Origin of the sequence: Ligilactobacillus saerimneri (assembly GCF_036689625.1) — a bacterium.
Taxonomy (GTDB): domain Bacteria; phylum Bacillota; class Bacilli; order Lactobacillales; family Lactobacillaceae; genus Ligilactobacillus; species Ligilactobacillus saerimneri.
This window is the reverse complement of record NZ_CP144759.1, coordinates 1479796-1500829: the sequence shown is the minus strand read 5'-3', so window position 1 is coordinate 1500829 and position 21034 is coordinate 1479796. Positions and strand designations below refer to the sequence as shown.

The following is a 21034-nucleotide window of genomic DNA, read 5'->3' as shown; positions in this document are numbered from 1 at the left end:
AATCCCATAAACCTCCAACAAGATAGCTCGTCTTTAACTCAAGATAGATATTTCCATATTTCCTAAGGGGCCCAGTGGTAAGCTGGGCTCTTTTTTTGGTAGTTGGTATTAAGCAAAATGGGGCTGTGTTAAAATATATATGCAACAAATTCTATGTAGTGTCTTATTAAGCGGACAGAAAGTAGTGAACGTATGGAAAATATCCTCGAAGTAACTCATTTGACCAAACACTTCGGCCCATTGGTGGCCGTTGATGATGTCAGTTTCAGTGTCGCCCCCGGCGAGGTGCTGGGACTTGTGGGACAAAACGGTGCCGGTAAGTCAACGACTTTTAAGATGATTCTCAATTTTTTGCGCCCGGATGCAGGGACAATCCTGACTGCAGGCCAGCCCATAACGACGAAATTTTTTGATCAGTTGGGATACCTCCCTGAAGAGCGAGGCTTGTATCTTGATATGACGATTCAGGAACAGGTGGAATATTTTGCACACCTGCATGGATGTAAACCAGCAGTAACTGCGCGTCGGCTGCCTGAGTGGCTAGAACGACTAGCAGTCAAGGGCGATGCTAAAACCAAAGTGAAGGACCTCTCCAAGGGGAATCAACAAAAGGTCCAGTTGATTACGGCCCTAATCCATCAACCACGGTTGGTGATTTTAGATGAACCCTTTTCAGGCTTGGACCCCGTCAATGTCCAGCTGTTAATCAAAGTAGTTTTGGAGCTTAAAGAGCAAGGGACTGCGATAATCTTCTCATCCCATAATATGAAAAATGTGACGGCTGTTTCGGATAAACTCTTGATGTTGGTCAATGGACGGCGCCGTCTTTATGGATCGATTGCTGCTATTCGTAATCACTACGAGCGTAAAGAGTTGTACCTTGAAGGAGTTAACGGAGATGACTATCCGGGTGTGATTGCGCGCCGAAATGATGGTTTAGGAGAGGTTTTGACGTTTGATTCGCAAGAACATGCAGAAGCAGCTATTGCAATAGTCCGGAATGACGAGCAATTGCAGGGGTTCCGCCTTTTAGAACCAACGTTGGACGACATCTTTGCCTGGGAGGTAAAAACCAATGAATAAAGTATTAACAGTTGCACAGATGGTTTTCAAAAAACGCGTTCGGTCAGCGGTGTATTATTGGATGATTCTAGCGCCACTCTTTTTCTTAGCCTTAACGTTTGGGATTGCAAAATTTACTATGAGTCAAGCAGAAAAATCTCTTCCCCGGATTGCGATCGTGGCTCCCCAACCGCTCAAAAAAGTATTAGAGCAAAGTTCCGGGAAAAAATACCGGGTTAAGTCTAGTGTTACTCCGACTACATATGCGCAACAAAAGCAAGTTTTAAAGAAGGGTAAAGTTGACGGTATTTTGGTGATTAGCCCTGATTTTGAACGGGTCCAATACTTATATAATAGTGACGCACAAGCAACAAACCCCGTTCCAGCCCTACAAGCGCAGTTGACAGCTTTACGTTCGCAAACGTTAGCAGCGCAGGCGGGGATCGATAGCGCTACTTGGCAGAAAATGATTGGTAAAGTGAAAATTGATCAACATGCTTTTCAGCAAAAAGACACTGTTAATCAGACCGATCGGGCGACAGCTGATGGTTTGGGGAAAGGGATGGTTTTAGTAGCCTTTCTCTTTTTAACTAGCTATGTATCAATCGTCGGCGCAGAAATTGGTAATGAAAAGAGTAACCACCTGATTGAGGGGATCTTGGCAGCAGTACCGGCACGTAAGCATTTTGCCGGCAAGATGCTGGGGATCGGAGCGCTAGTGGTTTTACAAATTGTCATTTACACTGTGCTGGGGATAATTGGGCAAGTGATCTTGAAAAATAAGTATCCGGACCTATATCGTCCGATCAAACAATTTATGGCGACCATTAGTAGCCAGTATTTGTTTGTGGCAGTGATTTTGACCTTGTTGACAGTTGCGCTATATGTCTTTTTAACTGCTATGATTGCAGCTTTTGTTTCACGGAACGAGGATATTTCTCAGGCAACCTCGATGGTAACAAGTTTGATGTTCATTCCGTATATTCTTGGTTTTATTCTGGGTTCAAATCCTAACATGCTGATCGCCAAAATTTTAGGATATGTCCCGTTCTTTAGTTTCGGGGTAATGCCAGTTCGCTTAGCAATGGGGGCTGTCCCTTATTGGGCAGGTTATGTGGCCTGTGCGTTGGCCCTAGTAGGAGCGATAGCAATGTACTGGTGTGCAGCAATTGTTTATGAACGGAATGCTTTTGCTTATAGCAATATCGGACCTTTGAAAGCTATCATAAATAAAATTCTGCGGAAGTGAAAAATATAGAGAGGACCTAAGAATTTGAGAGGTCCTCTCTATTTTATTGTTACTTATTAAAGGTATTATTTTATGATATTGAATGCGTTTTCTGAGATAGGTAGAATGACAATGATGAAACTAGCGAGGAGGAAATCAACTATGGAATTGTATTTAGATACAGCAAATATTGAAATAATTAAGCATTACGTAGATGTGATTGCTCTAGCAGGGGTAACCTCCAATCCAACAATTGTTAAAAAAGAGGGGAAAATTGATTTCTTCAACCATATGAAGCAGATCAAAGATATTATCAGGCCCCAGGCAAAATTGCATGTGCAAGCAGTCGGGCAAACGCGGGAAGACTTTATTCAAGATGCGTATTCGATTTTGGAAGGAATTGCGCCCGATGTTTTTGTTAAAATTCCCACAACCGAGGAAGGGCTAGCAGCGATTAAGGTGCTGAAGCAAGAAAAAGTTAACATTACCGCAACGGCAGTTTATACAGAGTTCCAGGCTTATTTGGCCTTGGCGGCTGGAGCAGACTATATTGCTCCGTATTACAACCGGATGCGGAATATGAATATTGATGCACCAAGCTTTGTGCGTAATATTGCTGACCAAATCGCCCGAGAAAAGAGTAGCAGCAAGATTCTGGCAGCTAGTTTCCATAATGTGGAACAAGTTAACGCTGCTCTGCGTAATGGGGCTCAAGCGGTCACTATGGGGCCTGATGTCCTTGCTAGTGGGTTGAAAATACCAGCAATCGCCCCTGCTGTGACGGCCTTTCAAACAGATTGGGAGAGTATCTATGGAGTAGGTTCTTCGATTACCAGCATAAAAAAAGATTACAAATAGCATTTTGTTAAAAAATAATTTGACTTTATCATCAAATTATCATAAAGCAACAGTAATATAATAAACTGGTGGGATGAGTAGGTGACTAAACCCTAGCCCAGAGAGTCCGGTAAGGTGAGAGCGGATCGAGGGAAGGTCAGTGAAGATGGTCCCAAGTGGATGGAGCTAGTGAAGTTAGTTCAGCTAGCTACGGGGACGCCCGTTATAGCGTGCGAGTATTCGCAAAAAAGCGAGCACTCAGTGAGGGGGCAGGTGTGAGTCTGTCCTGAAAACGGGTGGTAACACGTGGTGAAGCAACGTCCCAGGAATCAATGGTGATTCCTGGGGCTTTTTTTATTCAAAATAAGGAGTGGTGAATTATGCGAGAATATATCAAAGAACATTGGCAAGATTTTAGTGATTTATTACGGATTAAAACCATTGCAGCACAGCACATTGGAATCGAAGAAACCAGTACCTGGGTAGCCCAAGCCTTCCGCAATTTAGGCGCCAAGAAAGTAGCTGTTTGGGATGATCAAGGCGGTAATCCGGTTGTATTTGCAGAGTTTACAGGCCAAAGTGATAAAACCATTCTTTTCTATAACCACTATGATACGCAGCCAGCAGAACCGTTAGACCAATGGGCAACCGATCCGTTTGCGGTAACAGTCCAGGATGACCATATTTTTGCCCGGGGAATTGGCGACGACAAAGGGGACCTGATTTTTCGACTTGCCTGGGTCAAGTATCATCAAGAACGTGGTGATCTCCCGGTTAATGTGAAATTTTATGTTGAAGGCGAAGAGGAAATTGGGAGCAGTCATGTGGTTCAATATACACAAGCACATCAGGCCGACCTGCAAGCTGATGCCGTCCTGTGGGAAGGGGGCGCAAAGAATGAAGCGGAAAAACTAGCAATTGTCGGGGGCTTGCAGGGGATCTCATGCCTTGAGCTAACAGCAGTTTCAGCAGATGTAGACCTCCACTCCTCAAAGGCATCTTATGCGGAGTCAGCCCCATGGCGACTGGTCAAAGCCCTCAATTTACTTCGGGATGATCAGACTAGCAGGATTTTAATTCCTGGGATTTATGATGACGTGCGGCCCTTGACACCTGCAGAACAGCAGCAAGTAGCCACGCTAGATTTTGATGCAGCAAAAGTTATTGCCAGCGAAGGATTGAAGCGGCCGTTGCTGACAGATACACCTCGAACCGATCTAACTAACCAGCCGACAATCACTATCAATGGGATTACAGCCGGCTACCAGGAAGAGGGAGTCAAGACCGTTCTACCGCGGTTAGCAACCGCTAAACTCGACTTCCGGTTAGCGCCAGATCAAGATCCACAGCGAATTCCAAACCTGGTTCGGGCTTATCTTGATCAAAATGGGTTCACTGATATTAAAGTAGAGTACATTGTTGGGCAAAAAGGCTACCGCAGTGATGTGAACCATCCTTTTGTTGGGCTAGTTTGTGATACTGCCCGTGAAGTCTATGGTCCAGATGGTTATCAGTATGTTCTTAACAGTTTTGGCGCTGGACCAGCTTATGCGTTTGGGGATTTGTTACAACTTCCTGTGTTAGGGATTGGAATCGGTTATGCAGGCTCAAATGTTCATGGTGCCAATGAAAATGTGCGCTTAACTGACGCGTTACAAGCAGTAGAACACTTAGAATTGGTAGCGCAGAAATTTGCTCAACAATAAAACCAGCGAATAGCTAAAAAATCTGCTATGGGAAATTTTCCATAGCAGATTTTTTACTTGTTATTATTGTTTGTAGTGCTTTGGTCAATATGACACGACGCAAGAAAAAATATGCGCCAGAAGACAAAGGGCATTAGTATGCTTGGTGTTATTCATTTACCGACACATAATTTACTATATACCGTATCCTCGAAATTAAAAGAAGACTTTACTGCAGATAGCAACGAAAGCGAGGAGGATGAATGAGCCGATAGAAGCTGCTACCAAGGCGTTGCGTCCCCGGTGAAGTAACACCCGGAAGTTAACGCTCATCCCCAAAGCGGCCATTGCCATTCCCAAGATCAGGTAAGCTAGTTTGACCAAGTTGGCTAAAACAATAGGTCCTAAAGGCAAGAATGTACCGATGACACTAGCAAGAATAAACCCGGCCATAAACCAAGGGACAGGAACTTTTCCTTTAGCTTGCCCAACAGCACGTTCCTTCTTTTGGTACCACAAACCAACAATGACAGCGATGGGGGCAAGTAACAACACACGGGAGAGTTTGGTAATGATGGCAGTGTCTAAACTAACTGGACCGCCAGCACTTCCGGCTGCCACGGCATGGGCAATTTCATGGAGACTTCCCCCTGTCATTACTCCGAACTGCAGAGCTGACATATGGAGGAGGGGTTTGAGGCCGATTTCGATTAAGGTGAAAAGAGTTCCTAAAATGGCCACAATTGCGACCGCTACAACTTCGTTTTCGCGGTGAGTTTCGTTATCGTCAGCGCCGAGCTGGGAGGAGATCCCCATCACCGCAGCTGCACCGCAAATCCCGGTTCCACTAGCAGTTAAAATTGCAAGGTGACGGTCAACCCCAAACTTACGGGCGAGTTGGTAAACCATGACGATTGTCCCCGTGACGATCACCGCAGCCAAAACAATACTTTTAACACCTGCTTGTGCGAGCGCAATAAGATTGAGTTTGAAACCTAAAAGGATGATCCCCAAGCGTAAGAACTTATTGGAAATCAATCCGATCCCGGGGCGGGAGTATGTAACTGCGGGTTGAAAAACCTGGCAGATCATTCCTAAAATAAGAGCTAAAACAAGGGCCCCGATTACTTTAAGGTAAGGAAAGCCCGCTAACCATGACCCCAGCAGTGAGCATAATAAAGTCATAAGAAAAGCACTACCGAAGCGCTTAGAAAAGATAATTTGACGCATAATATATCTCCTTCTCTGTATTTGCTTTACTAAGGGTAGCATGGAATATAGTATAATTAAAAATACATAATTGTTTGTAATATATAAGTATTACTTATGAAAGGGGTAAAAATGACACACTTGTTTGACCACCGTTTGGAAACTTTGGTGATGGTTGCGACTACTGGGTCATTTACGGCCGCTGCGCAGGCGTTATATATCAGTCAACCCGCTGTTTCGCAACAGATTAGGTCATTAGAGATGGACTTACGTTTAGACTTGGTTGTTCGACAGGGGAAGAATGTCCAGTTGACACCAGCGGCCCGAGAGTTAGTAGCTTATCTCCGCCATCAACAGGTTCACCATGAGCAGTTATTGACTAAACTGCGCCAAGAAGAGCGTGGTCCATTACGGTTAGGAGCAACGTTATCGCTCAGCCAGCTTTTGTTGCCTCCACTATTGCACCGGGCTCTTAAAGATGGGTGGCAGGTCAATAGCCAAGTTGCGAACACGGGGCAATTGCTAACGCTGATCGAGAAGGGATCATTAGATGTGGCGTTGATTGAAGGGAATTTTAATAAAAAAGACTTCGGTACAATTGAACTGGGAACAGTCCCGTTTGTTCCCGTGGGTGGGACCGATCTTCCGACGACGATGACTTGGGAAGAAGTCTTCCGCCAGCCCTTATTAGTTCGTGAAGAAGGGTCTGGGACACGGGCGATTTTGACTGCTTGGTTGGCAAGTCATAACTATTCGTTGGCGGACTTTGAGCAAGTAATAACATTAAATAATCCGACAACGATTATCAATTTACTTAAAGAAGGTAGTGGGGTCAGTTTTATGTACCGTGATCTGGTAGCAGACGATATTGCTCAGTGCCGGTTGCAAGGCTTGAACCTGCCACGGTTTGCAGTGGCCCACCCGCTCAATTTGGTGTACTTAAAAGGAAGTATTCGGATAAAAGACTACCAACGAATAGCCCAAATATTGCAACAAGCATTAGGCAAGCAAGGCCAAAATTAAAAGCAGGCAAAGAGAAGAAAACTTCTTTTCGCCTGCTATTTTTTTGCAATAATTATTATTGGTTAAAGTGACCGGGTGAAGTTGGCCCAGATGCCCCAGATGATAAAGCCGAAGAAAGCAACGATACCAACTACGGCAATACTTAGAGCAAAAAAGAACTTGAAAAAGATCAGTAAAATGAGGAACCCAAAAAAGCTCCCGAACAAGCCAAAAACACCGCGGAAGAAAAAGCGAAGCACCGAAAAGATGCTCCCAAGAAACAGCATCAAAATAACAATCGCCAGTAATGCGCCCATAGTAGCATCCCTCCTTGATTTACTAAACTAAGTATAGCAGATTGTTCTACCATTAACGGGCAAGCCGTGTAAGTTTAATATTAAATTAAATAAAAAAGACGAGGTAAAAACCTCGTCTCAGTAAATCTCTGATGGACAGTCAGGGGATCGAACCCTGGACCCACGGATTAAGAGTCCGTTGCTCTGCCAGCTGAGCTAACTGTCCATGTCTTAACAACAGATATTATGATAGCAAGTATCTATTGATAATGCAAGACTTTTTTGGATAAAAATTATATTTCTTCATGGGTGAATTTGAATAGGACAACTGCGATCCAAGAAGCAATGAATGAAGATAATCCGGCAACGAGTAACACGTTGGCGCTCACTGCAGTCAAACTAGAAACATTTTTGATGATTTTGAGCGTTCGGAGGAGATTTTCGAAGACAATTTGGTAGATCGTTGCATAAATTAAACTCCATTGGATGTAGTATTCGATGATAGTGAGTGTAGTCACTGATAAGGGACGGATCCGGTTGAGCAGGCGTAACACTAGGTATAAGAAGACGCCCGCAATAATGATCACGAGACCATAGAGTAAGAAAAGTGATCCCATATGCAAATGAGGGAACGATGAACTGAACATATAAGCAAGAACGATGGCAGTGACAATGAAAATGGTGCTCAAAATGATCATCGTGGTGAGTAGGAACAGAGCGTGGAGAAAGGCAAACTGTTCCCGCTTACGTCGTTGTACAACAATACCGATGATGACCATCACGATCAATAATCCCCAGGCAACTGTCATGAGAAACCCTCCTTAATAGCAAAAAACAGGCCTGAGATTCCTCACGCCTGTTACAAGTATGGACAGTCAGGGGATCGAACCCTGGACCCACGGATTAAGAGTCCGTTGCTCTGCCAGCTGAGCTAACTGTCCATTAGTTAAGTAAATTAACAACAAAAATATAATAGCAAAAAACCTGCGCAATGACAAGATTTTTTTGACTTGTTGTGTCGTGATCACTTCATGGCTGAAGCGAATCAACGAATATTACTTTAACAAATAATTTAGATGAGCGCAAGCAAAAAATTGCTAACTGTAAATAATAGACGTTTTTTTACAATTTGCCGGGGTAAAGCAATAGGTGAAAATACAGCCGTTTATGAAAAAGAGATTTTACTAGCCAAATAAAATGAGAGCAGGATGCTACGATGGGCATCCTGCTCTTTTTGGATACAAAAAAGCGACCGGGTAAGGGTCGCTCGTACTTAGTTGTTGTATATCTCTGGTTAACTATGGTCGTTGTTGTCAAAATGACATCTTATTCTCACAACCCAGACTTTATCGACTCGAACATGTCAGCATGTCGGTTCAAGCCATAGTTGGTCTGGATACCGCACATGGTGGGTTAAGCCTGTGGGGAGAAACAAAACAACATTTGCCTGCTGGTAGACAAGGGAAAATGCAGGAAACAATAACCAAGCTTACCTGATAAATGGTAAGTAATCCCAGAGTCGTTTTTCATTATAACATGATTGCAAAGCGGAAGGAAAAGCTTTTTGTTCGTGGTACCGCATCCATCTGCTCAACCACAAGGGACACTAAAACAAAGTGTCCCTTGTCCTTAATCGTAAATGTCCTTTATTGTCCGTTGCTGACCTTTGCAACGGACATTTATCGGTAATTTAAGCGCTTTCATTGAAGATAGAATTAAGACTGTCAGGAGGGGGAAAACGATGCCGAAGGATATTGATCAACAAATTATTGATTATTTATTAACTCACACCGAGTTCACCACTTCTGATGAGCTATCAAGTGAACTGGGTGTATCGTCCAAAACGATTACCCGGCATGTCGGTAGTATCAATAAAAAGTTTTCTAAGCAAATTATCAATGCTAAAAGAGGCCAAGGATACAAACTCGACTATGCCACATATCTGGATGTTGCGAATGAAAATTCGCAAACCAATTCTTCAGTCAAGCTCCGACGTGAGTATATTGTTACCAAGTTACTATTTGCCGCTCCAAATGCGGTGATGATTTATGACTTGGTGAACAAACTCTACATCAGCGAGTCGGTATTGCAGACAGATGTCAAAGAGATTGGTCAACGCCTAGAGAAGTGGGACCTCAAGCTGGTACGCAAGCAACGGTCCTTACGGGTGGTTGGAAGTGAGAAGGCAGTGCGTGATGCTCTGATCGAAGTCGTATTCCATTTGAGTAATGCGACTGACATTGATGCTGTTGCTAACGGGATCAGTAAGGTTAATATCTCCTCTGACTACAAGCACGCATTCTTTGCTAAGGTACGTGAAATCTTGGCTGAAAATGATGGCTGGGATCCAAACACCCTCTTCCCAGAAGCAATCGAAGCTGGTAAGAAGGTTGTTCACCACAAGAACGAATTATTCAATGCTGTTGGTAAGGCTGCCCTCTACGAAGGCATCGACCCATGGCGTGCAGAATTCATCTAAACTTAAACGTTACGCCTAAGTAACTACCTCTAATTTAAAAAGGCTGGGGCTTGAACACGAAAATGTTCAGGCTCCAGCCTTTTTTGTGATGCTTGCACATCACTGCGACTTTATGCACTAGGGCACGGGATCTAACCGAGGATGTTCGTATTTCTATTCCTTAACGTGTTCACCAGCTCAAAAGCCTATGGATAACAACACCCCAGTGGATGACTTCATCATCTCACCGGGATGTCCTCCTACGCCTTTTACCCGAGCTGGTTCACACTTCTATTAACGTGCTTCGTCGTGCAGAAAGCTATATCTAACTACGGGTGCCTTTGATGATGCTCATCATTCGTTACCCTAGGTTAGATCACGCTTTCTAACCGCACCACTCAGCACTTCTATTCCTTAACGTGCTCACATCCTCAGATCCCTATCCCTAACTTTGATCTCTTGCAATGTTTGACATTGCTACGAGTTCATACGCTAGTGTACGGGATCTAACCGAGGATGTTCACACCTCTATTCCTTAACGTGTTCACCAGCTCAAAAGCCTATGGATAACAACACCCCAATGGATGACTTCATCATCTCATCGGGGTGTCCGTTATCCTACGCCTTTTACCCGAGCTGGTTCACACTTCTATTTTGTCATCTTAAACTTCAAAAACAAATCATTATATGTTTGGTTAACCTTGCGAGGCAAGTCCTTATATACTTCCAAATGCTCCATCGTCCGTTCATCCGGATAAAAGGCCTTATTATTAATTATCTCAGGATCCAAATACTTCTTAGCCCGCCGGTTCGGGGTGGCATAACCAACATAGTCGGCATTTTGTGCCGCATGCTTAGGTTCAAGCATAAAATTGATAAAAGCATAAGCAGCCTTGGTATTTTTGGCTGTTTTAGGAATAACAAAGTTGTCATACCAGATATTACTTCCCTCACTAGGAACGACATAATGGAGGTGCGAGTTGACAGCCATCATCTCTGCTGCATCACCTGAATAAGTAACACCTAAAGCTGCTTCGTTTCGTTCAAGATAGAGTTTCATTTCGTCACCAACCACTGCCCGAGTGTTGGGCATTAGGTGGGTGAGCTTTTGTTCAGCTGCTACCAAAGTTGCGGTATCAGTAGTATTAACCGAGTGTCCCTGGGTGATCAGCGCGATCCCCATCATGTCACGGGCACTGTCGAGAAGCATTTCTTGTTTGTGAAAACGGGGTTCCCATAACTGGTTCCAGTGCTGGGGGGGATTTTTGACCAGGCGATCATTGTAAATAATGCCCAGGGTCCCCCAGAAGTAAGGAACAGAGTATTTATTATGGGGATCAAAGCTTTGATTGAGTAACCGGGGATCGATATTTTGCAGGTTGGGCAATTGTTGGTGATCCAAGGGTCTAATCAGGTGGGCTTTGGCCATCCTGGTAACGGTGTATTCACTAGGGACTGCGAGGTCATACCGAGTCCCTCCTTGCTGGATTTTGGTCAACATCGCCTCGTTAGAATCAAAGGTTTCATAGTCGACATGATAACCAGTTTGTTTTTCAAACTTAGTGATCAAAGCAGGATCGATATAATCCCCCCAGTTATAGATGACCAATGTTTTAGTAGGTGATGAAGCCTGCCGACTAGTAGTAAGTTGCCGGTTCCATAATGTCAAACCGCCGATAACAGCGAGCAGGAAGATCACGGCTGATAAGAGTTTCTTCATTGGGTGAGCCTCCTTTTAGCACCTTTCTTAGTAGAAAAGCGGTAGTAAGTATAGACTAAGATCAGTGATACAAGGAACATTATTGTGGATAAGGCATTGATTTCAAGATCAATCCCTTGGCGCGCCCGGGAGTAAATTTCAACTGATAAAGTTGAGAAACCATTCCCGGTAACGAAAAAGGTTACAGCAAAATCATCTAATGAATAAGTCAAGGCCATGAAGAAGCCAGCCATGATCCCATCCATGATCCCCGGAATAGTTACCTGGGAGAAAGCTTGCCACCTAGTAGCTCCCAGGTCATAAGCTGCATCTTTGAGTGATTTGGGCAATTCTTTAACCCGTGGCAGGACCATGAGGACTACGATCGGAATGGAAAAAGCCACATGGCTAAACAATACGGACCAAAAACCCAATTTAAAGCCGAGGAAAGTGAAGAAAATCAAGAAGCTTGCTCCGATGATAACATCCGGTGAAACGAGGAGGATGTTATTTAAAATTAGGATATTACGCCGCCACAAGCGGTTATGCATTCCATTGATCATGAGGGCTCCTGCGGTCCCCACTACGGTAGCTAAAAGGGCGGAGAGGAGGGCCAAGACTAAAGTATTAAGAACAATGCTAATCATGCGGGTGTCCTGAAAGAGGGCCTGATAATGGACCCATGAAAAGTGATGAAAACCGTCCATGCGCTCACCAGAACTAAATGAATAGTAGATCAAGTAAAAAATGGGCAAGTACATGACTACAAGGACCAGTGCGAGATAAATTCTACCAATAGAAAAACGTTTTTGAGGCAACTCAGGCACCTCCTTTTTTATTGTTATCGTCTGTTAGTACCATGACTATCAGCATTGCCAGGACTAAAACCACTCCGATGGTCGACCCCATACCCCAGTTCTGGGTAGTCAAGAAGTGCTCTTCGATTGCTGTACCTAGGGTAATGACCCGGTTCCCCCCAATCAGACGGGTAATCATGAAGAGGGATAGCGATGGGATGAAAACCGCTTGGATCCCAGCAGCAACCCCACTTTTACTCAGGGGGAAAATCACCTTGGTAAAGGTTTGCCACCGGCTGGCTCCCAGGTCGAGGCTGGCATTGATTAGCGAAGTAGGAATCGCTGTGATTGCATTAAAAATTGGGAGCACCATAAATGGTAGTTCAATGTAGGCAGCCACCCAAACAAAGGCTGCGTTAGTAAAGAGCAACTGGTGACTCCCTAACCCAATAAAACGCAGAAAGTTATTAATAGATCCATGTTGCCCCAAAAGCCCGATGAACGCATAGGTCTTTAAGAGGAGGTTGATCCAGGTGGGAAGAATGACTAGCGCTAACCAAAAATCTTTACTACGAAGTTGGGCAATAACATAGGCTACCGGATAGGCAACCACCAGGGTAATGCCAGTGATCACTAGGGCATACCAAACGGAGTTAAAGGTCATTTGGAGGTAGGTTGCTGAATGAATGTAGTCATGGTAGTTCTCCCAGGTCAGATGACCATTGATGTTAAGAAATGATTGATAAAAAATCAAAACCAATGGGGCAGTTACAAACAATGCCAGCCATAAGATATAAGGCAGGGTAAAGACCAGGTGCTTATTCTTGCTCATGAGCGCCTCCTTCTTGGTAAGCAGCTAAACGGGCATCAAAATCAGTTTGGCTTTCATTGAACCGCATGACATGGATATCTTCGGGATCAAAAGTAATCCCAATTTGCTTACCCACAACGGTCTTGTGGATTGAGTTAATCGTCCATTCATGCCCTTCAGTATCACGGACCACGATTTGGTAGTCGACACCACGGAAGAGCTGCGATTCGACCGTTGCTGTGAGCATCCCTTTAGCAACTGAAGTAATATCAAGATCTTCGGGACGTAAAACAACTTCAACTGCTTCGTTAGGTTCAAACCCACCATCAAGGCAAGAGAACTGCCGTCCATCAATTTCAACTACATAATCTTCAACCATTGTGGCGGGGATGATGTTAGACTCACCGATAAAGTCAGCAACGAAGTGGTTCAAAGGTTCATCATAAATATCTACTGGGGTTCCTGACTGTTCGATCAGTCCGTTATTGATAATCATGATATGGTCACTCATAGCTAACGCTTCTTCCTGGTCATGAGTGACAAAGATGAAGGTAATCCCTAAGCGTCGTTGGAGCTGGCGGAGTTCTGTTTGCATTTCTTTGCGCAATTTATGATCTAAAGCAGAGAGTGCTTCATCCAAGAGAAGGATTTTGGGCCGGTTGACGATGGCGCGGGCAATCGCAACCCGTTGCTTCTGTCCTCCTGATAATTCATCCAGCTCGCGGTCAGCAAAGTCAGCTAGGTGAACGAGATTTAAGGCTTCATTCACCCGGGCAGTGATTTCCTGTTTGTTGACCCGTTGCAAGCGCAAGGCAAAGGCAACATTGTCAAACACATCGAGGTGGGGAAACAAAGCATAGTCCTGAAAGACTGTATTTACCTGGCGCTTGTTGGCTGGAACTTGGTTGATGGTTTGGCCATCAAAAGCAATTGTCCCGCCATTAGGAAATTCAAAGCCCGCAATCAAACGTAAAATGGTAGTTTTTCCGGATCCAGAAGGACCCAAAATGGTATAGAACTTGCCCTCCTCGATTTCAAATGAGATGTCTTGCAAGATAACATTGGATCCGAATTGTTTCTTTACTCCGGTAAACTTGAGCATCGCCAATCATATCACTCCCTTGGTATTAAGTATGTGCTTATGGTAATTATCGTTTATTTTTTTATTTAAATATGTTTATGCCCGCCGTTAATAGAAAAATGCTTTGATCGTCTATCAAAGCGAGTTAATTTATTGATGAAAAATTACCGCTGCTAAATCATAGCACTTTGGAGGATATGAAGGAAGAAAAAATTATCGCGGATATGGGAACGGGAAATGGTTTTAAATTAACTTAAAATGAGCCTTTCTTATTGATTTTTAATTTAAATAACGATTATAATAATAAAAAAGACACTTTTTGTCCCGAAGGAGGTCATCTTATGGCATATGTTGATGATGTATACACCCGCTTGGTACAGCAAAATCCTGCCCAGCCAGAATTTCACCAAGCAGTCAAAGAAGTTTTAGAGACGATCCGGCCAGCGGTCGAAGCAAATGAAGCTCGATATCGCCAGTTAGCGCTCTTGGAACGGTTGACGACACCGGACCGGCAACTTTTATTCCGAGTGCCATGGGTGGATGACCAGGGACAAGTTCAAGTAAATAACGGTTATCGGGTAGAATTTAATAATGCGCTTGGCCCCTACAAGGGAGGGTTACGACTGCATCCTACGGTTAACCTGGGAATTCTTAAGTTTTTGGGCTTTGAACAGATTTTCAAAAACGCCCTGACGACATTACCTATTGGTGGGGCTAAGGGGGGCGCTGATTTTGACCCTAAGGGGAAATCAGATCGTGAAATCATGGCTTTTTGTCAGAGCTTTATGACAGAGTTATATAAGTATATTGGGGCAGATATTGATGTTCCAGCCGGTGACATTGGGACCGGTGCCCGCGAAGTAGGATATTTGTTCGGCCAGTACAAACGGTTGACCAACCGCTTTGAAGGGGTATTAACAGGCAAAGGCCTGGCGTGGGGTGGTTCCCTAGTCCGAACTGAAGCTACGGGCTATGGTTTGCTTTATCTTGTAGAAGCCTTATTAGCGAGCCAAGGACAAGATCTCCAAGGTAAGACAGTAACTGTTTCAGGTGCTGGTAACGTCGCAATCTATGCCGTTGAAAAGGCCCAACAGTTGGGAGCCAAGGTCGTTACGGTGTCTGATTCCTCGGGGTGGGTTTATGATCCAGCCGGGATTGATGTAGCTTTACTCAAAGAGGTTAAAGAGCAACGCCGGGAACGGCTGACAGCATATGCTTCAGCGCGAGAAGGTGCCACGTATCATGACGGGCGGGGTGTATGGACAGTAGCGACTGATATTGCTCTACCATGTGCTACGCAAAATGAGTTGGATTTGACGGATGCCCAGGCTTTGGTGGCTAACGGTGTGCAAGTAGTGGCAGAAGGAGCTAATATGCCAACCACCCTGGAAGCGACAACTTATCTCCAAGAACAAGGGGTGGCCTTCTTGCCAGGCAAAGCAGCAAACGCTGGTGGGGTAGCCGTATCGGCACTGGAAATGAGTCAAAATTCAGAGCGTCTATACTGGAGTTTTGCCGAAGTTGATGCGAAGTTACGTCAGATTATGCAGGATATTTTTACTAATATTACAACCACGGCTACTGAATACGGGATGCCGGGTAACTATGTAGCCGGAGCCAATATCGCTAGCTTCTTAAAGGTAGCTGGAGCGATGGAAGCTCAGGGAGTAGTATAAGTTTACAGTGTACTGATGAAAACGGGTGGAAGATAAGTTCTGCCCGTTTGTTAATTTATCCAGAAAGTGGATTAATAAATGTGAAAGCTAACTATTAGTAAGTAAATTACTTTAGTAACAGTTACGGCGAATTGTATAATAATACCGTTAATAATAGTAATTGGGAGGCTTTACAATAACACTAGTCGATGTTAATTCACCGGTAAAACTCAGCAACGGGGTAGAAATTCCTTGTGTAGGCTACGGGACTTTCCGGACAGAACCAGCCACAACAGCCGCTGCGGTCAAGGCTGCCTTGCAAGCAGGGTATCGCCATATTGATACAGCTTCATTGTATAAAAACGAAGCAGGTGTAGGCCAGGCGATCAAAGAATCTGGGGTAGCACGGGAAGACTTATTTGTTACTTCGAAATTATGGACTTCTGACTGGGGCTATGAAAATGTCAAACAAGTATTTCAAGCCAGCTTAGACCGGTTAGGATTGGATTACCTCGACTTGTATCTGATCCACTGGCCAGCCAATGAAAAGCAGTTCGGGACTGATGCAGCTAAGATCAACGCAGAAACATGGCGGGCATTTGAAGAGTTATACCAAGAAGGAAAAGTGCGGGCCATTGGCTTGAGCAACTTTATGCCCCACCATGTTAAAAAGTTACTGGAAACAGCAACAATTAAACCGATGGTTGACCAGATTGAAATCCACCCTGGTTGGACGCACGAAGCAGAGATCAAGGAACTCCAAGCAATGGACATTGTAGTTGAAGCCTGGGGTCCTCTTGGCGGGCAGGGAGCGACTGTTTTAACCAACCCAGTTATGCAAGAAATTGCCGCTACTCATGGTAAGACGACTGCTCAAGTTAGTTTGCGTTGGATCCTCCAACAAGGGGTGGTCCCATTGCCAAAGTCAGTCCATGCAAACCGGATTAAGCAAAATATGGAGATCTTTGATTTTGAACTGACCGATGAAGAAATGGCAAAAATTTTCGCTTTGAAGGACCTAGGTGGGCAGTGCAAGGATCCGGATGAAGTGATTTTTAATTACTAAACAAGACTAAGTAGCTTATGGAGTACAATTGAACGGGAGGCTGGTGAGAAAGAAAGACTTTCTCCCAGCCTTTGCTTTTAGTAGGAAGAAGGAAGTATGATGTATTATCAAGAAATAAATTTACGGACTACTGGGGTAGCGAGGATGAAGGCATACATCCTGGACGAAGAAATTACTCATCGCCACCATATCAAGCGACCCCTGATGGTTATCTGCCCTGGCGGTGGTTATTTGACATTAGCCCACCGCGAGAGTGAACCGGTGGTGGCCCGCTTTTTGGGTGCAGGTTACAATGTTGTCTTGGTTGATTATTCTGTTTATTTTAAACAGCGACCAAATCCCGGTGAACCAGGCGTAGTTAACCAGGACTTTCGGATCGCTGATGCTGTTCAAGACTTAGTTCAAGCGCTAAATATTATCCAAGAAAACAGCGACGCTTGGTTTATTGAAACGAGTAGGATATATTTATTAGGTTTTTCGGCGGGAGCTCACCTGGTAGGAACCGTTGCTGAGAACTATCATGATCCCGAATGGCAAAAAAGATTCGGGGTGCAGTTTACCCAATTAACCTTACAGGGATTGATCTTAGCCTATCCGATGTTGATAGCAACCGAAGTTAACGTCAAAGAAAGGGATGCCTTTCGGGACTTAATGGCACGCGAAGATATCCTACAACTGGATTTAACGCAAAACGTATCTGCCCAGATGCCGCGGACTTTTATCTGGCAGGGCAACGAAGATCAAACGGTTAATCCCCTGACGACAACGCAATTTATTCTCAAACTGCAGCAAGCGGGAGTGCCGTGTGAATATCATTTGTATGAAAAAGGAGGCCATGGGGTAGCGTTGGCAGACCGAACAAGTGCAACGACTCCTGATTATATCGTGCCTAACCTAGCGCAATGGGTCACCGCAGTTCAGGTGTGGCTTGCTCAAGACGATGGTGAGCTTACGCTCTATCCGGACCTCCGTGAATAATATTGATTAATGGAATAAAACTGAAATTAGATGATTTTCAGTTTTATTCTTTTTTTAATTTTATTTTTTTACATAAACATCAAATTAGTGGCAATTTCAGCTGAAATATGTGTTAATTAATAGAACTATGTAACACGAGGAAAATTAGGAAAGGAATGGTTAGATGGAATTGATTATTTCCGGTGGCACGATCATCATCGTGGCAGCCTTAGCCAGCATTATCAATGAGTTCTTACCCCGGGTTTCAGGAAGTTATGTCGCGATTGCCTTTGGGATTGCCATAGGCTTTATCCCGTTTTTGAATGATTTGGTGGTCAACTTCAATACGGAAATATTCATGCTCTTTGTAGTCGCGCCACTGCTATATTTCGAAGGGCAGGCGACGCGGCTGAATCTGATTTGGCGGCAAGTACGAGCGATCATTTCCCTAGCTTTGGTCTTGGCGTTAGCGATTACCATTGCAGCAGGATTCTCGGTCCATTATTTATTGGGATATAGCTTACCTTTGGCCTTTATCATGGCATCCCTAGCTACCCCAACGGATGCAACAGCTACTGAAGCAGTGTCCGACGGCCTGATAGTCCCTGAACGAACGGAACACGCCCTCAAGTTAGAATCAATGTTCAACGATGCTTCCGGAATTGTGCTTTTGAGTGCTACGTCACTATGGTTGACGCGGGGACACTTGGATGTGCAAGGTTCGATCATGTCCTTTATCATCGCAGCTGGGGGCGGGGTAGTTTTTGGCTTCCTTTTTGCCTTTGGAATGATTTCTTTTCGGAAATTATTTACCAAGAATTCGACTTATAATGGTCAAGCAATCCTGTACTTATTGACTCCAATTTTTATCTATTTGACTGCTGAACACTTTCATATGTCAGGGATCATCGCAGTAGTGATGGCTGGACTGGTGCAAAATAGTGAGTCATCGCGTAGTAGCTTCGCCCATGTGAAGCAGTTTCATACCAATTTGGTATTAATGAACTTTACCCAGGCCTTGCTGAATAGCGCGGTGTTTGTGATTTTGGGCTTGATGTTGGTGCGGATCTTTCGGGCTGAACTCGGTTTGGTCAACCTTAGCATCAGTATTGCAACCGGAGCCCTTTTATATGGGATCAATCTTTTAGTACGGTACCTGTACAAGCGGTTCAAACACGTATCCCACCATGAGAGCTTAGTCTTTGCTCTAGGCGGGGTTCGGGGGGCGATCACAATGGCTTTAGTCTTTTCGATAAAAGAAAGTGGTTTGACTAGTACCCAGTTTAACCAGGTACTTTTGGCAGAAATCTTTTTGATCCTGTTAAGTATGATTGTTCCAACAGTCTTGTTTCGGTTTATCTTGCCAGCCGATACACCTCCAACTGAGGCGGCCGCAACGCGGGATCGGATTCGCCTTGAAATGGTACAAGCCGGGCGCGAAGCAGTCAAAAAGATCTACTTGCCACCCCGGGTGCGGCAACGGATAATGTATGATCTAGCGGACCAGGCCAATCGAACTAGCCAACGGGACTTTTGGCAAGAATGGCGTCGAACTAGTGTGTCAGAGTTGACGCAAGGCGAAAAGGAACTGGAACAACGGGCATTGACCTGGGCTTTGATGCAGGAATGGCGGTATATTGATGAGATTTCACAAAAAGAAGAACTAACTGATGATATTTATCGGTTTTATGATGAAATCACACTAGCATTGTCAATGCTGATGGATCCAGATAATAAATTACGCTAGATAAACACAAAAGCAGAGTACCAATTCGAATGGTACTCTGCTTTTTAATGGCTAAAGAAAATATAAGTTAGAAAGTATAAGTTAAGCTTGCTGACTGAATTCTTCAAGCAAGCGGGCGAGATAACCCGAAGCTTGCTGGTAATCAGTTAGGCGGATGTTTTCATTTGGGGCATGAGGAGTGCTGGCAGCGTAATGAACACCGACCCCCATCAGTGGTGCTTGGGTAACTTCAAAGAATGGAAGCATTGGGCCACCACCGGGTTGATTAGGAACTAAGACAACCTGGTCTTGACCATAAACTTCTGCAGCCACGCGTTTGCCAAGCTGAACGAACGGATCTTCTAGGTTAGTCCGGTAAGCATCTTCTCCTAACAGGAAGTGGAGCTTGATATCAGGGAACCCATTTTTTACGAGTTGATCCTGCAGGTAGCCGACAATAGTTTCTGGGTCTTGTCCCGGGACTAAACGGCAGTCAAGCTTAACCATAGCGCGGCGGGGGATGACAGTTTTGACCCCATCACCCTCATAGCCAGCTGAAAGGCCATTAATAGTGATGGTTGGTTCAGTCATTACGGCCGTGAACGGTTTGGCTACCGGAAGCTTACCGTGGCTGACACCAAAGGTATCAACTACTGCTTGAGTATCAAAGTCGGGCTCTTGCTGGGCAACTTGTTCGGCTGCATATGGTGACAATGGTTGAACATTGTCATAGAAATGCTCAGCTTTAATCTTGCGGTCTGGCCCATATAGCGTTGCTAGCCCCTGAACGAGGCGCCAAGCAGCATTGTTCAGATAAGGAGCCAAAGAAGAGTGGGCGTCAGATTGGGCAGTAGTAACTTCAGCTTCAAATGAAGCCACCCCCTTGGTCCCAGCGATAATCTGAAACTTTTCAGCTTCGTTTTTACCGCCACCTTCCCAGATAACCGCGTCACAACTGAGATACTCAGCAGCATCTTGGGCATATTTACCTACATTGGGACTACCAATTTCTTCTTCACCTTCAATGAAGAATTTCAAATTACATGGGAGGCCACCATGTTCTTGAAAATACCGGACTACGGCCAAACGGGACATCAATTCCCCCTTATCATCGCAGACCCCGCGGGCATATAACTTGCCATCACGGACGGTTGGCTCAAATGGATCGGATTCCCATTCATCCAAGGGATCTGGTGGCTGAACATCATAGTGGTTATAGAACAAAATTGTCTTGGCGCTGTTACCAGTGAAGGAGGCAAACACAGCGGGATTTTGGTACTGGTCGAAGACCTTGACCTGGTCAGCCCCCAAGTCCTTGAACCAATCGGTAAGGTAGGCAACAGTTTCTTTAATTCCCCGTCCCTGCGCGGAAACACTAGGAATAGTTAAATATTTAGCACTGGTTTCAAGTTCAGCAGCAACAAACTTTTCAACGTCATTGATATCTACTGTCATAAGAAAAGCC

Annotated in this window: 18 protein-coding genes and 2 tRNA genes; 10 read left to right on the top strand and 10 right to left on the bottom strand. The window is 44.6% G+C overall.

What is annotated here, in order from left to right:
* Positions 1 to 201: 201 nt before the first annotated feature.
* The 4 genes from V3C97_RS07265 (at position 202) to V3C97_RS07250 (ending at position 4833) form a co-directional block, all read left to right on the top strand.
* Positions 202 to 1083, top strand: a complete 882-nt coding sequence (locus tag V3C97_RS07265; RefSeq protein WP_422392865.1) for an ABC transporter ATP-binding protein — start codon at positions 202 to 204, stop codon at positions 1081 to 1083.
* Complete coding sequence (locus V3C97_RS07260) at positions 1076 to 2311, top strand: ABC transporter permease (RefSeq protein WP_338434138.1); 1236 nt, start codon at positions 1076 to 1078, stop codon at positions 2309 to 2311. The genes V3C97_RS07265 and V3C97_RS07260 overlap by 8 nt, the downstream gene beginning before the upstream one ends.
* A gap of 141 nt (positions 2312 to 2452) precedes the next feature.
* On the top strand, positions 2453 to 3148 hold the full coding sequence (locus V3C97_RS07255) for a fructose-6-phosphate aldolase (protein WP_338434137.1): 696 nt from the start codon (positions 2453 to 2455) through the stop codon (positions 3146 to 3148).
* A gap of 359 nt (positions 3149 to 3507) precedes the next feature.
* The gene (locus V3C97_RS07250; RefSeq protein ID WP_338434136.1) at positions 3508 to 4833 is read left to right on the top strand and encodes a M20/M25/M40 family metallo-hydrolase; all 1326 of its coding nucleotides are present in this window, start codon (positions 3508 to 3510) and stop codon (positions 4831 to 4833) included.
* 195 nt (positions 4834 to 5028) lie between these two features.
* Here the strand turns inward: V3C97_RS07250 and V3C97_RS07245 are convergent, their stop codons facing one another.
* A complete protein-coding gene (locus tag V3C97_RS07245) occupies positions 5029 to 6042 on the bottom strand; it encodes a YeiH family protein (RefSeq protein ID WP_338434135.1) in 1014 nt (337 codons plus the stop codon).
* A 96-nt stretch (positions 6043 to 6138) separates the two neighbouring features.
* Here V3C97_RS07245 and V3C97_RS07240 point away from each other — a divergent pair, with 96 nt between their 5' ends.
* Positions 6139 to 7044 carry a LysR family transcriptional regulator gene (locus tag V3C97_RS07240; RefSeq protein WP_338434134.1) on the top strand — a complete coding sequence of 302 codons (906 nt, stop codon included), beginning with the start codon at positions 6139 to 6141 and terminating at the stop codon, positions 7042 to 7044.
* Positions 7045 to 7106: 62 nt separating this feature from the next.
* Here the strand turns inward: V3C97_RS07240 and V3C97_RS07235 are convergent, their stop codons facing one another.
* From V3C97_RS07235 to V3C97_RS07220, 4 genes are all read right to left on the bottom strand, one after another.
* Positions 7107 to 7340 carry a hypothetical protein gene (locus tag V3C97_RS07235; RefSeq protein ID WP_338434133.1) on the bottom strand — a complete coding sequence of 78 codons (234 nt, stop codon included), beginning with the start codon at positions 7338 to 7340 and terminating at the stop codon, positions 7107 to 7109.
* 132 nt (positions 7341 to 7472) lie between these two features.
* Positions 7473 to 7545, bottom strand: a tRNA-Lys gene (locus V3C97_RS07230).
* Between the two features lie 67 nt (positions 7546 to 7612).
* Positions 7613 to 8128: an SA1002 family membrane protein gene (locus V3C97_RS07225; protein WP_278837726.1), complete on the bottom strand. Its 516-nt coding sequence runs from the start codon at positions 8126 to 8128 to the stop codon at positions 7613 to 7615.
* 59 nt (positions 8129 to 8187) lie between these two features.
* Positions 8188 to 8260, bottom strand: a tRNA-Lys gene (locus V3C97_RS07220).
* An 800-nt stretch (positions 8261 to 9060) separates the two neighbouring features.
* On the opposite strand from V3C97_RS07220, the gene V3C97_RS07215 reads away from it, so the two are divergent.
* Complete coding sequence (locus V3C97_RS07215) at positions 9061 to 9798, top strand: helix-turn-helix domain-containing protein (protein ID WP_338434132.1); 738 nt, start codon at positions 9061 to 9063, stop codon at positions 9796 to 9798.
* Between the two features lie 628 nt (positions 9799 to 10426).
* Here the strand turns inward: V3C97_RS07215 and V3C97_RS07210 are convergent.
* The 4 genes from V3C97_RS07210 to V3C97_RS07195 are packed head-to-tail and all read right to left on the bottom strand — an operon-like array spanning position 10427 to position 14186.
* Positions 10427 to 11497 carry a spermidine/putrescine ABC transporter substrate-binding protein gene (locus V3C97_RS07210; protein ID WP_338434131.1) on the bottom strand — a complete coding sequence of 357 codons (1071 nt, stop codon included), beginning with the start codon at positions 11495 to 11497 and terminating at the stop codon, positions 10427 to 10429.
* Positions 11494 to 12294 (bottom strand): ABC transporter permease, encoded by an 801-nt coding sequence (locus V3C97_RS07205; RefSeq protein WP_338434130.1) that lies wholly within the window; start codon positions 12292 to 12294, stop codon positions 11494 to 11496. The genes V3C97_RS07210 and V3C97_RS07205 overlap by 4 nt, the downstream gene beginning before the upstream one ends.
* A gap of 1 nt (position 12295) precedes the next feature.
* Positions 12296 to 13105: an ABC transporter permease gene (locus V3C97_RS07200; RefSeq protein WP_338434129.1), complete on the bottom strand. Its 810-nt coding sequence runs from the start codon at positions 13103 to 13105 to the stop codon at positions 12296 to 12298.
* Entirely contained in the window at positions 13092 to 14186 is a 1095-nt protein-coding gene (locus tag V3C97_RS07195; RefSeq protein WP_338434559.1) for an ABC transporter ATP-binding protein, read from the bottom strand. Before V3C97_RS07195 ends, V3C97_RS07200 begins: the two co-directional genes overlap by 14 nt.
* 320 nt (positions 14187 to 14506) lie before the next feature.
* On the opposite strand from V3C97_RS07195, the gene gdhA reads away from it, so the two are divergent.
* From gdhA to V3C97_RS07175, 4 genes are all read left to right on the top strand, one after another.
* A complete protein-coding gene (gene gdhA, locus V3C97_RS07190; RefSeq protein WP_338434128.1) occupies positions 14507 to 15841 on the top strand; it encodes an NADP-specific glutamate dehydrogenase in 1335 nt (444 codons plus the stop codon).
* A 175-nt stretch (positions 15842 to 16016) separates the two neighbouring features.
* The gene (locus V3C97_RS07185) at positions 16017 to 16886 is read left to right on the top strand and encodes an aldo/keto reductase (RefSeq protein WP_422392864.1); all 870 of its coding nucleotides are present in this window, start codon (positions 16017 to 16019) and stop codon (positions 16884 to 16886) included.
* Positions 16887 to 16982: 96 nt separating this feature from the next.
* Positions 16983 to 17864, top strand: a complete 882-nt coding sequence (locus V3C97_RS07180; protein WP_338434126.1) for an alpha/beta hydrolase — start codon at positions 16983 to 16985, stop codon at positions 17862 to 17864.
* A 163-nt stretch (positions 17865 to 18027) separates the two neighbouring features.
* Entirely contained in the window at positions 18028 to 19590 is a 1563-nt protein-coding gene (locus tag V3C97_RS07175) for a sodium:proton antiporter (protein ID WP_338434125.1), read from the top strand.
* Between the two features lie 81 nt (positions 19591 to 19671).
* On the opposite strand, the gene V3C97_RS07170 is transcribed toward V3C97_RS07175, so the two are convergent.
* Positions 19672 to 21024 carry a M20/M25/M40 family metallo-hydrolase gene (locus V3C97_RS07170; protein WP_338434124.1) on the bottom strand — a complete coding sequence of 451 codons (1353 nt, stop codon included), beginning with the start codon at positions 21022 to 21024 and terminating at the stop codon, positions 19672 to 19674.
* Between the last annotated feature and the right edge of the window lie 10 nt (positions 21025 to 21034).